The following is a 15477-nucleotide window of genomic DNA, read 5'->3' on the forward strand; positions in this document are numbered from 1 at the left end:
CAGACCGCCCGCGTGGGGCCCCGGCCCGGGGTCCCACGCGCACCGCCTGAGGAGGTTGCGTCATGGACCTGCCGTTCGTCGTCGCCACCCTGACCCGACGCGGGTTGCTCACCCCCGGCCGGCCGATCCGCGTCGCCGCCCAGCTCCAGGCGCTGCGCAGGTGGGGCTGGAACATCGCCGGCGAGCTGCGCCAGGCCGCCGCCCGCGACCCCGACCGCACGGCCGTCGTCGACGAGCAGGGCACCAGGACGACGTACGCCGAACTGCTCGACCGGTCGGAGCGGCTGGCCCGGGGGATGCGGACGGCGCTCGGGGTGCGGCCCGGCGACCGGGTCGGCGTGCTCTGCCGCAACCACCCCGGCCTGGTCGAGTCGATCGTGGCCGCCACCCTGCTCGGCGCGGACGCGGTGCTGGTCAACACCGGGCTCTCCGCCGCGCAGCTCGCCACCGTGGCCGAGGAGCAGCGGCTGCGCGTGCTGGTGCACGACGCCGAGTTCGTCGACCGGGTCGCCAACCTCGCCGCCGAGGTGCTGCGCCTCGACGAGCGCGCCCGGGAGGAACTCGTGGTCGGCTCGCTTTCCGGCGAGCTGCGTCCCCCCGGGCGCGACGGCCGGATCATCGTGCTCACCTCCGGCACCACCGGCGCGCCCAAGGGCGCCCGGCGCCCCACCCCGAACGGCTTCGGCCCGCTGGTCTCCATCATCGACCGCATCCCGCTGCACGCCCGGGACACCGTCATGATCGCCGCGCCGCTCTTCCACACCTGGGGGTACGCCGCCCTCCAGGTCTGCTTCGCCCTGCGCGCCACGATCGTGCTGCACCGCCGCTTCGACCCGGCCGCCACGCTGGCCGCCCTGGTGGCACAGCGCTGCGACGCCCTCTTCGCCGTACCGGTGATGCTGCAACGGCTGCTGGAGGTGCCGCCGCCGGAGCCCCGCCCCCCGCTGAAGGTGGTCGCGGTCAGCGGCTCCGCGCTGCCGGGCGGCCTCGCCCCGCGGTTCATGGACGTCTACGGCGACGTCCTGCACAACCTCTACGGCTCCACCGAGGTCTCCTGGGCGTCCATAGCCGGCCCCGCCGAGCTGCGTGCGGCGCCCACCACCGCCGGCCGGGCACCGCACGGCACCCGGTTGCAGATCCTCGACGCGGCCGGCGAGCCGGTGCCACCCGGGCGGGTCGGCCGCATCTTCGTCGGCAACGAGATGCTCTTCGAGGGCTACACGTCCGGGACCACCCGGGAACACCGCGACGGCCTGCTCGACACGGGCGACCTGGGACGGCTCGACGCCGACGGGCTGCTCTTCGTCGACGGCCGGGCCGACGACATGATCGTCTCGGGCGGGGAGAACGTGTTCCCGTCCGAGGTGGAGGACCTGATCGCCCGGCTGCCGCAGGTACGCGAGGCCGCCGTGATCGGCGTACCGGACCCCCGGTACGGCCAGCGGCTCGCCGCGTTCCTCGCCCTGCACCCCGGCGAGACGCTCGACCCGGAGGCCGTCCGCGAGTACGTCCGGCACTACCTGGCCCGGTTCTCCGTACCCCGGGACGTGGTCTTCGTGAAGTACCTGCCCCGCAACGCCACCGGCAAGGTGCTGGCCCGCGAGCTGCACCGCTACTACTACAGCTGACCGTTCCCCGGCCGTTACTGCCCGGATGCTCCCCCGCCCCTAGGCTGGCGGCACCATGATCGGTTCCGGACCGCGCCGCCGTGCCCGACACCGCCACCATGCCCGTCACCGTCAGCCACGACCCCGGATGGCACCGCTCCTGCTGGTCGAGGCGGCGACACTGCTCTCCAACACCGGCAACGGGGTGGCCAACGTGGCCCTGCCCTGGCTGGTGCTCGAACGCACCGGCAGCCCCACCGCGGCCGGCGTGGTAGCGGCGGCCACCGCCCTGCCGCTGCTGCTGTCCGGCCTCGTCTCCGGCACCGTCGTGGACCTGCTCGGCCGGCGGCGTACGGCGCTGGTCTCCGACACGCTCTCCGCCGTCTCGGTCGCCGCGATCCCGGTGGTCGACGCGCTGCTCGGGCTGAACCTCGGCTGGATCGTGGCGCTGGCCGTGCTCGGGGCGGTGTTCGACCCGGCCGGCCTGACCGCCCGGGAGACCCTGCTGCCGGCCGCCGCACAGGCCGCTGGCTGGCGCATCGAACGCGCCAACGGGGTGCACGAGGCGGTATGGGGGCTCGCCTTCCTCATCGGGCCCGGCGTCGGCGGCGTGCTCATCGCCGCGATCGGCCCCGGCTCGACGCTCTGGGTCACCGCCACCGGCTTCGCGCTGGCCGTCGCGATGATCGCCGCCGTCCGGCTGCCGGGGGCCGGCCGCCCCGAACGCCCCCCGTCCGGGCTGTGGCGCGGCACCGTCGAGGGGCTGCGGTTCGTCTGGCAGGACCGTCTGCTGCGGACCATCGCGCTGCTCACGATGGTGCTGGCCGCGCTCTACCTGCCGGTCGAGGGGGTGCTGCTGCCGGCGTGGTTCGTCGGCCGGGGGGAGCCGGCCCGGCTCGGCGCGCTGCTCATGGCGATGAGCGCCGGCGGAGTCGTCGGTGCGCTCGCCTCCGGGGTGGCGGGCCGGCTGATCCGGCGGCACACCCTGATGGTGATCGCCCTCGTCGTCATCGGAATGGCCCTCGTGGGGCTGGCCACCCTGCCGCCGTTCCCGGCCATGATCGGCTTCGCCGTCGCGATCGGGCTCGCGTACGGGCCGGTCAACCCGCTGTCCAACTACGCCATGCAGACCCGCACGCCCGAACGGTTGCGCGGGCGCGTGGTCGGGGTGATGACCTCCTTCGCGTACGCCGCCGGCCCGGCCGGCTACCTGCTCGCCGGGCCACTGGTGGAGTGGCTCGGCCTGCGTACCGCCTTCCTGGTGCTGGCCGTGGCGCTGCTGGTGGCGACCCTGGGCGCCGCGCCGCTGCCGGCACTGCGGGCGCTGGACGAGCCACCCCGCTACCCGCCCGCCCCGCCCGGCGGCCCGACGAACCGGGTGGAGGAACGCGTCCCGCTCAACGGGCAGTACGCCCCCGCGTCGCACCGGGACGCGCCCCGCGTACAGGGGCGCGTCCGGGTCGAACAGCTGTGGCCGCCCGCCCCGCACCGGGACGCACCGGTTCGAGGCTGACTTCCCGCGTCAGGGATGGAGCGTCAACCCGGGCGTGGTGGCGATGGCCGTCAACTGCGCCACGGTGAGCACCGGCGGCGGACCGAACCGGAACGTCGGCGGCACACCGTCCCTGTCGCCGCCAAAGTTGTCCGTCGTCACCGTCACGGTCGTGCCGTCCGTCCGTTGCACCTGCGCCCAGCGCTGCTCAGCGCCCTCCTTACCGGGCTTGGCCCCGCCGATGGCGAGGGTCCCGCCGTCCGGCAGGCGCCTACTGGTGCAGGTACGGGAATCGGGAGCAGCGGCGCAGCCGACGGGCTCATCGGCAGCCGTCGGGACAAGCGTCACCGTAAGGTTGTCGGCCTGTCCGCCTCGCGTCAGCCGGGCGTGGGCGTAGTAGTGCCAGTGGCTCTTCTCGTAGGTGAACTGGACCAGGTCGCAGCCGGGGATCGTGCCGTCGACCGACAGCCCCGCCGGCACGACGGCCGACAGCGCCGGACGCAGCACGAGAGTCAGCCGGGCCACGCCGGCGTCGGGGCGCTCGGTCGGCCGGTCGCGCTTCGTGTCGTACGACTGCTGGGGCGCCGGCGGACCACTGGGCTCCGGTTCCACCACCGGACAGAGCGACGCGTCGGCGGACGGCGAGTCACCACCGACCGGCAGGGTGAGTCCTGCCGGCCCGGCGGCCGGGCCAGCGAGCAGCGCCGGTGTCACCGCGACTGCGGCTACCAGCGCGACCCCGGTGCCCGCCGCCGCCCAGGTCCGATGACGGCGGCGCTGCCGGTCGGCGGCGATCAGGTGGTCCACGTCGATCCGGGTCGGCGGCGGCGACGCCACCGCGGTGCGTAGCTGCCGGGCGAGTTCATCCATCGGTGCGTGCCCCCTCGGGTCGGGCCGGCACATCGACGAGGCGGCCCCGCAACGCCTCGATCGCGCGCGCCGACTGGCTCTTGACGGTGCCGGTGGTGCAGCCGAGTTCCCGGGCGGTCTCCTCCACGGACAGGTCGCAGAAGTAGCGCAGCACCAGGACCGCGCGGCGGCGCGGCGGCAGCTCGGCCAGCAGGGCGAGGATGGTCAGCCGGTCCGCGGCACCGTCGGTGGCGGAACGGACGGCGCCGTCGGGGACCTCGGCCCAGGCGGCCTCGCGCCGCCACGGCCGGCGCCGCTCGTCGAGCCAGACCCGCAGCAGGGTGCGCCGGACGTACGCGTCGGGGCTGTCCATCCGCGACACGCGCCGCCAGTGCCGCAGCAGCTTGACCAGCGCCGTCGACACCAGGTCGTCGGCCGTGTGCCAGTCACCGCAGAGCAGGTACGCCGTGCGGCGCAGCGGTTCCAGCCGCGCCCCGACGTACTCGCGGTAGCCCTCGATGTCGGCAGGCAATCCCGCCACCTCCTCGCCTCACCGCTCAAACGGAGGCGGGGAGGGTGGAGGTTGCCCGGTCAGCCCGGAATGCTGATCCGCCCCTCGACGGCGGCGGAGGCGATGTCGGTGCGGTGCTGCCCACCGGCCAACTCCACCCCACCCACCAGCGCGTACGCGGCGTTCCGCGCGGCGGGCAGGTCGGTGCCGGTGGCGGTGGCGCAGAGGACCCGGCCACCGGCGGAACGCAGCGCCCCGTCGGCGTCCCGGCGGGTGCCGGCGTGGATGATCCCCGCCGCCTCACCTCCGTTGATCACGTCGCCGGTGCGCGGGGCGGCCGGGTAGCCGTCGGCGGCGACCACCACCGTGACGGCGGCACCGTCGCGCCAGCGTAGCGGCGGGTGCCCGGCCAGCGTGCCGGTCGCGGCGGCGTGCAGCAGCCCGGCCAGCGGCGTCTCCAGCAGCGCGAGCACCACCTGCGTCTCCGGGTCACCGAAGCGGGCGTTGAACTCGATCACCCGGGGGCCGTCGGCGGTGATCGCCAGCCCGACGTAGAGCAGCCCCGCGAACGGGGTGCCCCGGCGGGTCATCTCCGCCAGGGTCGGGTGCACGACGTCGCGCATGACCTCGTCGACCAGGCCGGACGGCGCCCAGGGCAGCGGCGCGTACGCCCCCATGCCGCCGGTGTTCGGGCCGGTGTCGCCGTCGCCGATCCGCTTGAAGTCCTGCGCGGGCAGCAGCGGCACCGCCGCCTCGCCGTCGGTGACCACGAAGAGGGAGACCTCCGGGCCGGCCAGGTATTCCTCGACGACGACCCGGCCGCACTCCTCGGCGTGCCGCAGCGCGGCGGCGCGGTCGTCGGTCACCACGACACCCTTGCCGGCGGCGAGCCCGTCGTTCTTCACCACGTACGGCGCGCCGAACTCGTCCAGGGCCCTGCCGGTGCTCTCCGCGTCCGTGCAGGTGTACGCGCGGGCGGTCGGTACGCCGGCGGCGGTCATCACGTCCTTGGCGAACGCCTTCGAGCCCTCCAGCCGGGCCGCCTCCCCGGACGGCCCGAAGGCGGCGATCCCCTTGGCCCGTACGGCGTCCGCGACCCCTGCCACCAGCGGCGCCTCCGGCCCGATCACCACCAAATCGGCTCCGGTCTCCACCGCCAGCGCGGCGACGGCCGCCGGATCGCACGGATCGACGGCCCGCAACGACGCGAGCGGAGCGATGCCGGGATTACCGGGCGCCGCGATCAGCTGCTCGACGGCCGGATCCGCAGCCAGCCCCAGCGCGAGCGCATGCTCCCGCCCCCCACCACCAAGAAGAAGTACGCGCACACCCGCATCCTACTGACCCCCTCCCCAGCCCCGTTGATCAAGATGTTCGCGTCCCATTTCCGCCCCGGGAAGGACCAGAACCTCTTGATCACCGCCGAGCGGGTGGGTCAGTAGGGATGTAGGGCCGCTTTAACCGTGTGGGGGATGTAGTCGGGGCGCAGCGTGTCGGCCCAGGTGAAGCGGAGGATCCGCCAACCGGCGTTGACCAGCCGGTTCTGCCGCGCCCGGTCCTCGAAGACCGCCCCGGGCGTGTGGTGGGGTGCCTGCCCGTCCGCCTCGGCGATCACCCGCGCCGCCCGCCAACCGAGGTCGCCGATGCCGAGCAGGCAGCCGTCCCCGTCGCGGACCTCCAACTGAAGTGCGTCGGGCGGTACGCCACCGTCGACGCACCGCAGCCTCGTCCGGGTCTCCAGCGGGGACTGCGCCCGCCCGTCGGCCTCAGCCAGGTGGCGGCGGGCCGCGACGGCTCCTCTACGGCCCACGAGAAGGGCCGGCATCCGGGCCAGGTCGGGCTCGGTGACGACCTGCCGGTTCAGCGCGGAGTCAAGTACGCACACCGCCGAGTAACGGTCCGCCCGGAGGATGACATCGGCCAACGTCCGCAGCGGGGTGGTCACGGGCATCCCGGCGACCTCGCCCACGGCGTGGGGATCGATGGTGAGCTGGTGCACCACGACGTCGGGGTCGGTGATCCGCTGTGGGCGTGGCCGGTTCGGCGGCAGCGACACGTGGATGGCGGACGCCGGACGGAGCCCGGCGATCCGATGAAGCTCCGCTGCGGTGTCGAGAACGACGACGGCGCCCGGCCCCAGGCTGGCGACAACGGCCCGGATGCGGGCTCTGCGGAGCGCGGCAGGGCTCAACTCGAGGGCCAGCACGAAGCAACCCCTCGCCACCCGGAGCCAACGACCCGAGCGACACAGGTGCCGGATCTGGCTCCGACTGAAGCCGGCGGACAACGCCTGCGCCGCCGTCACCATCCCGTCCTGGCGACCGGCGATGCGGCGGAGAACATCGACACTCACCCCACCACGATGGCGACCCGCCCGCGCTCCGCACCGCCCCTGTGGACAACTCCCACCCTGTTCCCACGCTGTCCGTGTTGATCAAGAGGTTTGCGCCCGAATCCAGGCCGGACCAGGACACAAACCTCTTGGTCAACGCGCAGGTTGCCCGGGAGGGGAGGGGGTTAGAGGAGGGGGTGGCGGAGGACGTTTTCCTCGCGGCCCGGGCCCACGCCCACGACGCTGACGCGGGTGCCGCAGAGTTCCTCGACGCGGGCGATGTAGCGGCGCGCGTTCTCGGGCAGCTCGTCCTCGGTGCGTGCCTTGGTGATGTCCTCCCACCAGCCGTCGAGCTCCTCGTAGATCGGAGTCGCGTGGTGGAAGTCGGTCTGGGTCATCGGCATGTCGTCGAAGCGCTCGCCGTTGATCTCGTACCCGACGCAGATCGGCACCTTCGGCAGGCCGGTGAGCACGTCGAGCTTGGTGACCACCAGGTCCGTGACCCCGTTGAGGCGGCAGGCGTACCGGGCGACGACGGCGTCGAACCAGCCGCAGCGGCGCTCCCGGCCGGTGGTGGTGCCGTACTCGTGGCCCACCTTGCGCAGGTGCTGCCCGTTGTCGTCGAACAACTCCGTCGGGAACGGCCCGGAGCCGACCCGCGTCGTGTACGCCTTGCTGACCGCGATCACCTTGCTGATCGCCGTCGGCGGGATGCCGGCGCCCACGCAGGCCCCGCCGGCCGTCGGGTTCGACGAGGTCACGAAGGGGTACGTGCCGTGGTCCATGTCGAGCATGGTGGCCTGGGCGCCCTCCAGCAGGACCGTCTCGCCGCGGTCCAGCGCGTCCCAGAGCATCACCCGGGTCTCGGCGATGTACGGCTTGAGCCGCTCCGCGTACCGCAGGTATTCCTCGACGGTCTCGTCGACGTCGATCGCCTTGCGGTTGTAGATCTTGAACAGGAGCTGGTTCTTCTCGCGCAGCGCCAGTTCCAGCTTCTTGCGCAGGATGCCCGGGTCGAGCAGGTCCTGTAGCCGGATGCCCATCCGGGCGACCTTGTCCCCGTACGCGGGGCCGATGCCCCGCCCGGTGGTGCCGATCCGGGAACTGCCGAGGTAGCGCTCGACCACCCGGTCGAGGGCGCGGTGGTGGGGCATGATCAGGTGCGCGTCGCCCGAGATCCGCAGCCGGCTGACGTCGACCCCGCGCTCGGCGAGGCCGTCGATCTCGGCCAGCAGCACCTTCGGGTCGACCACGACACCGTTGCCGATGACGATCATCGCGCTCGGGGAGAGCGCGCCCGACGGCATCAGGTGCAGCGCGTACTTCTGGCCGTCCGGCGTGATCACCGTGTGGCCGGCGTTGTTGCCGCCGGAGTAGCGCACGACGTAGTCGACCCGCTCACCCAGCAGGTCGGTAACCTTGCCCTTGCCCTCGTCGCCCCACTGGGCACCGAGCAGCACGATCGCTGGCATCTTCTCGCCTCCAGAAGGCTCGGGTGCCAGGTGGCGACCGGTCGGCGAGCCCGGGGTGTCAGGCTAACAAGTAGTGGCGGCGCGGCCGGCAGGGGTCGCGTCGGGAGGCAGGAGGCCTTTTCGTGTACGACGTGGTGCTGCTCACCCTCGGCTCGGAGCGCGACGCGCCCGGCGGGGCCTGCGGCAGCGGCGGCTGCTGCGGCGCGGCGCCTCACGAGGGGACAGCGCCTCACGAGGGGGCCGCGCCTCAGAAGGGGGCCGCCTCGGCCGGCGCCCACGCGACCGCCAGCACCACGGCCGACGCCAGCGCCCCCGCCGCCGGCACCGACGCCTGCGTCCCCGGTGCCGGCACCACGGCCGACGGGCGCTGCGACACCCCACGGGTGCCGGTGCTGGCCTGCGCGGACGCGCTCACCGCCCGGGGCGCCCGCGTCGAGACGGTCACCGCCCGCTCCGACGCCGAGATCGACGAGGTGCTGGCCCGGTTCGACGGCCCGACCCGCCCCGACGGCCTCACCTGGCCCGACCCGGACTCCAAGACCCGGCTCGTGGTCGCCTCGGCCAGCGACGCCCAGTTGCGCGCCGTCGTGCGCCGGCTCGTCCGGCGGTACGCCCCACCGCCGAGCCGCCGCCCCGACGACCTGCCCGGCAACCGGACGGTGCCGGACCTGCCGCCGATCGGCGTACTCCCGCTCGATCCGGCGCGGAGCACGACGCACCGTGACCTGGCGGCGCAGCTCGGGCTGCCCCGGGATCCGGCGGCGGTGGCCGCCGCGGTGCTGGACGGCACGCCCCGCCGGCTCGACCTGCTGCGCAACGACGGCGGCTCGGTGACCCTGGACGGCGCGCTCGTCGGCGCCGCCGACGACGACGGCCGGCCGCTGCACTGGCGCGGCCGGGTGGAGGTGGACGACGCCGTGCTCTCCAACGGCGACGACCCGCTGCTGGCCTGCGCGATCGGCAACGCCGGCGGGTACGCCCGGCTCGACGACGTGGCCCTGCTCGGCGCCCCGGACCCGACGGACGGCCTGGTCGAGGTGGCGGTGGCCGTGCCCGTGGTGACCCGCTCGGCGTTGGGCAGGAAGCGGGTGCGGCTGGAGGTACGACGCGCCCGGGGGCGGGCCGTGGCCGTGCTGCCCCGCGAGGGGAAGGTCCCGTTCCTCGACGACGGAGCCGAGGGCGAGCTGAGCCGGAAGCGGTCCTGGTGGACCGAACCGGGCGCCTGGGCGGTCTGGGCGAGCTGACCTCGCCCGTCCCCGACGCGACCGACGCGACCGGCCCGTGACGGCCGGCCGGGCGCGGCCACTGGGCCTATCCTCGGCAGGAGGAATGGGGAGGAACCGTGGTGGACGAGAACGTCGACCGGGTCCACGCGCCCGGCCAGCAACCGATGCCGGAGCGGGACATCGAACCACTCTGGCCGCCGGACCAGATCGGCGCCGGCACACCGCCCTGGGCGTCGACCGCCTCACCCCCGGCCCCCGTACCGCCCCCGGTCCGGCCGGGTCAGCCGCCCTCGCCGGCCGACTATCCGTCCCTGACCGGCGGCGTGCCGATCCCCGGCGCGGCACCCGTCTCCGGCGGGGCACCCGTCCCCGGCGGGGCCTCCATTTCCGGCGAGGGGACGCCCGCGCCACAGGGCCCGGGCGCCGGCTGGTCGTCCCCACCGGCCACGGCATCGGGGCCTCCGCCGACCGCGATCCCGTTGCCCCCATCGGTCGACGCCTCGGGAACCGCATCGGTCGCGGCCTCGGGGGCCTCGGCGGCCGACGCCGCGTGGGGGCCGGGCGCCTCGGCCTGGGCGCCGCCGACGCCCGCGCAGGGCAGACCGGCCACGCCGGAGACGGCCGCAGGCGTGCCCGCTCCCCGGGCCCCGCAGACCGGCCCCGGCCGGGTCGACCTCGACATGCCCTTCAGCCTCGACCAGCCAGTGGCACCCGTGCCCGTCACGTCCCCGCGCCCGCTGACCGCCGCCCGGACCTCCCCGGGTGCGGGCGAGCCCGCCGGAACTGACCACCTCCGTGCGACCGCCGACGCGACGACGCCCGACGGCCTCTCGACGGGAGGGTACGAGACCGGCGACCGGGCGAACGGAATCACGGCGACGAACGACAACTCCCCGGACGAAAGCGCCGGCGGCCCGGCCACCAGGAGTGCCGGCAGTCCTCCGAACGGGAGTGCCGGCGGCCCGGCCAACGGAAGTGCCGGCGGCTCGGGGAGCACCGTTGGCGGCGGTCCGGCCAACGGGAGTGCTGGCGGCGGGGTGACGAGCGGCGGTCCGGTACCGGGCGGCGGTTCGCGGATGCCGGCGGAGTCGCCGTGGGCGCAGCCGCCACAGCGCCCCGCCGCTGCGGCCGCCGAGCCCGGGCCGGGGCCCGGTGCCGCCGGCCCGACGCCCGCGTCCCAGGCTGCCGAACCCCGACAGGTCGCCCAGCAGTACCCGAGCCAGCGCGGCCCGGCCGACCAGGGCCCGCACCCGTGGCACCCGGGCGAGCAGGCCCCGCCCCGGACCGACGCTCTCCACGGCCCGGGCCCGCAGGGCCAGGCTGGGCAGGACCCGCACGCTGGGCAGGACCCGCCGGTCGGGCCCGCCACGGACCTCGGGACCGACCCGGCAGCGCCCGGGCACGATCCCGGACCCGACCCGACAGCACCCGAGCCGGACTTCGGGGCCGCCCCAACGACGTCCGAGCCCGGCCCCGGGGCCGGCCCGGACTCACCCCAGCCGGGCTTCGGAGCCGACCCGGTCGCACCGCAGCAGGCCGCACCGCCCGGGCCCTACCCGCCGCAGCAGGGCAGCCCGTACCCGCCGCAGCAGGCCGGGCCGTACCCGCCATCCCAGGCCGGGCCGTACCCGCCGCAGCAGGGCGCGTCGCCGCCCGGGCCGTACCCGCCCGGGTGGTATCCGCCGCCCTGGCCGCAGGCCGCCCCGGGCGGCCCGGCTCCGCAGCAGGCGTACCAGCCTGCGGAGGGGGTCACCGCGGTACCGCCGGCGCAGCCCGACGCCACCTGGCATCCGGCGATCACCGACCCGCCGACCGCCGAGGACTTCGCCCGCCGCCGGCAGGTGCGGCCCGCCGAACCGGTGGCCACGATGGGCGTACGGGCGGTGGTCAACCGGATGGGGCTGCGGCTGCCGCCCGGCCGCCACGAGCAGGAGGTGCGACGGGACATCGAGACGGTACGCCGCAACTTCGGCGGGCTGCGCCAGGTGACCGTGGTGAACCCGAAGGGCGGCGCCGGCAAGACGGTGGCCATCCTGCTGCTGGCGATGACGTTCGGCCAGAAGCGCGGCGGCTACGTGCTGGCCTGGGACAACAACGAGACCCAGGGCACCCTCGGGATGCGCGCCCAGCAGGACTTCCACTCCCGTACGGTGCGGGACATGCTGCGGGACCTGGGCCAGTTCCAGGGCGCGCACGGGCGGGTGGGTGACCTGTCGCAGTACGTCCGCTCGCAGGGTGAGGGGATGTTCGACGTCCTCGCCTCGGACGAGTCGGCCACCGGCGGCGAGATGCTCACCGCCGCCGCGTTCGCCGAGATCCGCGAGGTGGTCAGCCGGTTCTACAAGCTGATCTTCGTGGACACGGGCAACAACGTCCGGGCCCAGAACTGGCAGGCCGCGATGGACGCCACCGACCAGTTGGTGGTCACCATGTCGGCCCGCAACGACTCGGCGGAGACGGCCGCGCGGATGCTGGACCACCTGGAGCAGAGCGGCCGGCAGCGGCTGGTCCGGCAGGCGGTCACCGTGGTCTCGATGCCGCCGTCACGCAAGGAGATCGACCTGCCGGCGATCCAGGAGCACTTCGCGGCGCGCACCCGGGCGGTGCTGCTCGCGCCGTACGAGCGCCTCATCGACACCGGCGAGCCGATCCGGTACGGCGGGCTCTCCGCAGCCACCCGGGACGCCTGGCTGAAGATCGCCGCCGCCGTCGCGGAGGGGTTGTAGGGCGTCGCCGGTGTCCCCGGTCACGCCACCGGGCGACCTGGGGGCCGCCAGGTGGACGGCCAGAGGCTTGGACGAGCCGACGGCCGGGGCGGGCTGAGCCGCGCCGGCCGTCGGACCCGACGTCAGTTGCTGGCCAGCGCGTCCGCGGCGGCGGGGTCGCAGTCGCGGAGGAACTGGGCGCAGCGGGCCGCCTCGTCGGACTCGCCGATCTCGTCGGCCGCCCGCGACAGCACGTAGAGGCAGCGCAGGAAGCCCTGATTCGGCTCGTGCGACCACGGCACCGGACCGAAGCCCTTCCAGCCGCTGCGGCGCAGCTGGTCCAGGCCCCGGTGGTAGCCGGTGCGCGCGTAGGCGTACGCCGGGACGACCTGGCCGGCGGTGAGGGCCCGCGCGGCCAGCGAACCCCAGCCGGCGCTGTAGGTCGGGAAGCGCGCCGCCACCTCGGCGTGGGCCTCGTCGCTGCCGGCCTTCTCAGCGGCGGCCAGAGCGGCGTCGGCCTCGTCGTGCGCGGGGAGGAGGGTGGCCGGTGGTTCCGGCAACAGGTTCTGCATCGCCCCATTCAACCCGCTTCGCACCGGGGTGCGCGAGGGGGTTGGGCGAGCCGGCTGGCTGAACGGCTGAGGAGTTGGTCACGCCTGCGGCCCATGCCCCCGGCCGATACTTTCGACTACAACTATTGGTCCGGAGCCTCCCCAGGACCGGGTACTGCGGAAGCCCGGCGGCCACGACCGCCGGGCTTCCGTCGGTCCGGCCCGGATCGGGCGGCGGGCCGGCGCAGGTTTGGCCGGTTGACGCGGCGGGGCAGGATGGCCAGGGTGCCGACCCCACCTCCCGCGGACGTCATCGAGCCGCACACCTGCACCGACGAGATCGAGACCCGCGCCGAGTTCGACCGGCGGCTGACCACCGGCAGCCTGGTCGGGCTGACTGTGCAGGGACTGCGGCTCGACCTCGATCCCGTCCCCGACCTCACCGCCGCCGAGGTGACCGGCACCCTCTTCGTGGGCTGCCGCTTCGCCTCCCGCGAGGTCGGCGCCGACCTGGTCCGGCGCGGCGCGAACGTCGTACCGCCGTTCTCCGGACTGCCCTACCCGACGCAGCCGTCCCACCTCTACACGCCGGAGGACCTGGCCGCCGGCTTCGCCGAGGGCGGCTTCGCCGGGATGTACGACACCCGGGTCTACGAGCACTTCCGGGCGCACGGCGGGGCGCTGCCGGACGTCCGGGAGGCGCTCGGCCAGCGGCTGCACGACCACGGCGTGGACAACGCGCTGGCCGACGCCACCCGCGCCTGGCTGGCCACCCACGGGCCGCAGTCGGTGGTGGGAATCATGGGCGGGCACGCGGTGCCGCGCGGCAGCGCGCCGTACCGGATGGCGGCGGTGCTGGGCTGGGAGCTGGCCCGGGCCGACCGGCTGGTGGTGACCGGCGGCGGCCCCGGGGTGATGGAGGCCGCCAACCTCGGCGCCCACCTCGCGCTGCGGCCGGTCGAGGACCTGGACGCCGCGATCGACCTGCTCGCCACGGCGCCCGACTTCACCGACCACGACCGTTACACGGCGGTGGCGCTGCGGGTCCGGGAACTCTACGGCCGGCCGGTGGCGCTGCCCCGACCCGAGGCCGCCGACCCCGGCAGCGTCTCCCGCGCCGACTCCGCGGAGCTGGCCCGCGGCGACGTGGACTGGGCCCGCGCGGGCGGGCTGGCCATCCCGACCTGGCTGTACGGGCACGAGCCGGCGAACCTCTTCGCCGGTCGGATCGCCAAGTACTTCTCCAACGCCATCCGCGAGGACACCATCCTGCGGCTGGCCCGGGGCGGGATCGTCTTCGCCCCGGGGCGGGCGGGCACGGTGCAGGAGGTGTTCCAGGCCGCCACGAAGACCTACTACGGCACCGACGGCGCCAGCGGCGCGTACGTCTTCCTGGACCGCGCGTACTGGACGCACGAGCTTCCGGTGGAGGCGCTGCTGCGGCCGCTGCTGGGCGCCTCGCCCTTCGGCGACCTGTCGTCCTCCGTGCACCTCACCGACGACGTCCACGAGGCCGTCCGGGTGCTCACCGCGACGCCCTGACGGCCCCGGACACGCCGACGGCCGGCTCCCGGGGCGGGGAGCCGGCCGTCGGTCGTACGCGTCAGCGCGTCACTTCGCCAGCGTGGTGCCCGTCGAGCGCAGGTGCTCGCAGGCCTCCGCGACCCGGGCGGCCATGCCGGCCTCGGCGGCCTTGCCCCAGACCCGCGGGTCGTACATCTTCTTGTTGCCGACCTCGCCGTCCACCTTGAGCACGCCGTCGTAGTTGCGGAACATGTGGTCCGCGACCGGCCGGGTGAAGGTGTACTGGGTGTCGGTGTCGATGTTCATCTTCACCACGCCGTAGTCCAGCGCCTCGCGGATCTCGGAGAGCAGCGAGCCGGAGCCGCCGTGGAAGACCAGGCTGAGCGGCTTCTCCTTGCCGTACTTGGCGCCCACCGCCTCCTGGATCTGGTTGAGGATCTCGGGACGGAGCTTGACGTTGCCCGGCTTGTAGACGCCGTGCACGTTGCCGAAGGTCAGCGCCGCCATGTAGCGGCCCTTCTCGCCCAGGCCGAGCGCCTCGACCATGGCCAGGCCGTCCTCGACGGTCGTGTAGAGCTTGTCGTTGATGGCGTTCTCGACGCCGTCCTCCTCGCCACCGACCACGCCGACCTCGATCTCAAGGACGATCTTGGCCTCGGCGGCCCGGTCGAGCAGCTCGGCCGCGATCTGGAGGTTCTCCGCCACCGGCACGGCCGAGCCGTCCCACATGTGCGACTGGAACAGCGGCTCCTGGCCGGCGGCCACCCGCTCCTTGGAGATCTGCATGAGCGGCCGGACGAACTTGTCCAGCTTCTCCTGCGGGCAGTGGTCGGTGTGCAGGGCGATGTTGACCGGGTACTTCTTGGCCACCTCGTGCGCGTACGCGGCGAACGCCACCGCGCCGGTGACCATGTCCTTCACGGAGGGGCCGGAGAGGTATTCCGCGCCACCGGTCGAGACCTGGATGATGCCGTCGCTCTCCGCGTCGGCGAAGCCCTTCAGCGCCGCGTTCAGGGTCTGCGAGGACGTCACGTTGATCGCGGGGTACGCGTACCGGCCGGCCTTGGCGCGGTCCAGCATCTCCGCGTAGGTCTCGGGGGAAGCGATGGGCATGTCGAACGCTCCTTACTTACCGCTGTCGGCCGTCACCGGCCGCTGTTGTCCCTGGGTGCGCCGGACCGCGCTGTCCACCGTCGGCAGTATCCCGT

General features: G+C 74.5%; 12 protein-coding genes. 5 read left to right on the forward strand and 7 right to left on the reverse strand.

Going from position 1 to position 15477, the window contains the following annotated elements:
- The first annotated feature begins 62 nt into the window (after nt 1-62).
- A complete protein-coding gene (locus AC5L34_RS05715; RefSeq protein WP_441173752.1) occupies nt 63-1628 on the forward strand; it encodes an AMP-binding protein in 1566 nt (521 codons plus the stop codon).
- A 127-nt stretch (nt 1629-1755) separates the two neighbouring features.
- Nucleotides 1756-3120, forward strand: coding sequence for an MFS transporter (locus tag AC5L34_RS05720; protein ID WP_441173753.1), 1365 nt, complete (start codon nt 1756-1758; stop codon nt 3118-3120).
- A 9-nt stretch (nt 3121-3129) separates the two neighbouring features.
- Here the strand turns inward: AC5L34_RS05720 and AC5L34_RS05725 are convergent, their stop codons facing one another.
- The 5 genes from AC5L34_RS05725 to AC5L34_RS05745 form a co-directional block, all read right to left on the reverse strand.
- Entirely contained in the window at nt 3130-3969 is an 840-nt protein-coding gene (locus AC5L34_RS05725) for a hypothetical protein (protein ID WP_441173754.1), read from the reverse strand.
- The gene (locus AC5L34_RS05730; protein ID WP_494823995.1) at nt 3962-4480 is read right to left on the reverse strand and encodes a SigE family RNA polymerase sigma factor; all 519 of its coding nucleotides are present in this window, start codon (nt 4478-4480) and stop codon (nt 3962-3964) included. Before AC5L34_RS05730 ends, AC5L34_RS05725 begins: the two co-directional genes overlap by 8 nt.
- Nucleotides 4481-4539: 59 nt before the next feature.
- Complete coding sequence (purD, locus tag AC5L34_RS05735) at nt 4540-5787, reverse strand: phosphoribosylamine--glycine ligase (protein WP_494823997.1); 1248 nt, start codon at nt 5785-5787, stop codon at nt 4540-4542.
- A 107-nt stretch (nt 5788-5894) separates the two neighbouring features.
- Nucleotides 5895-6812, reverse strand: coding sequence for a type IV toxin-antitoxin system AbiEi family antitoxin domain-containing protein (locus AC5L34_RS05740; RefSeq protein WP_441173757.1), 918 nt, complete (start codon nt 6810-6812; stop codon nt 5895-5897).
- A 164-nt stretch (nt 6813-6976) separates the two neighbouring features.
- Nucleotides 6977-8263: an adenylosuccinate synthase gene (locus AC5L34_RS05745; RefSeq protein WP_441173758.1), complete on the reverse strand. Its 1287-nt coding sequence runs from the start codon at nt 8261-8263 to the stop codon at nt 6977-6979.
- A gap of 122 nt (nt 8264-8385) precedes the next feature.
- On the opposite strand from AC5L34_RS05745, the gene AC5L34_RS05750 reads away from it, so the two are divergent.
- Nucleotides 8386-9507, forward strand: coding sequence for a diacylglycerol kinase family protein (locus tag AC5L34_RS05750; protein ID WP_494823999.1), 1122 nt, complete (start codon nt 8386-8388; stop codon nt 9505-9507).
- A gap of 1058 nt (nt 9508-10565) precedes the next feature.
- Nucleotides 10566-12215 carry a MinD/ParA family ATP-binding protein gene (locus AC5L34_RS05755; protein WP_441173760.1) on the forward strand — a complete coding sequence of 550 codons (1650 nt, stop codon included), beginning with the start codon at nt 10566-10568 and terminating at the stop codon, nt 12213-12215.
- A 122-nt stretch (nt 12216-12337) separates the two neighbouring features.
- On the opposite strand, the gene AC5L34_RS05760 is transcribed toward AC5L34_RS05755, so the two are convergent.
- On the reverse strand, nt 12338-12766 hold the full coding sequence (locus AC5L34_RS05760; RefSeq protein WP_441173761.1) for a DUF3151 domain-containing protein: 429 nt from the start codon (nt 12764-12766) through the stop codon (nt 12338-12340).
- A gap of 264 nt (nt 12767-13030) precedes the next feature.
- Here AC5L34_RS05760 and AC5L34_RS05765 point away from each other — a divergent pair, with 264 nt between their 5' ends.
- On the forward strand, nt 13031-14287 hold the full coding sequence (locus AC5L34_RS05765) for an LOG family protein (protein WP_441173762.1): 1257 nt from the start codon (nt 13031-13033) through the stop codon (nt 14285-14287).
- Nucleotides 14288-14356: 69 nt separating this feature from the next.
- Here the strand turns inward: AC5L34_RS05765 and fbaA are convergent, their stop codons facing one another.
- Nucleotides 14357-15382, reverse strand: a complete 1026-nt coding sequence (gene fbaA / locus AC5L34_RS05770; RefSeq protein ID WP_089002651.1) for a class II fructose-bisphosphate aldolase — start codon at nt 15380-15382, stop codon at nt 14357-14359.
- Nucleotides 15383-15477: the final 95 nt, after the last annotated feature.

This window comes from Micromonospora sp. ZG13 (assembly GCF_059359355.1).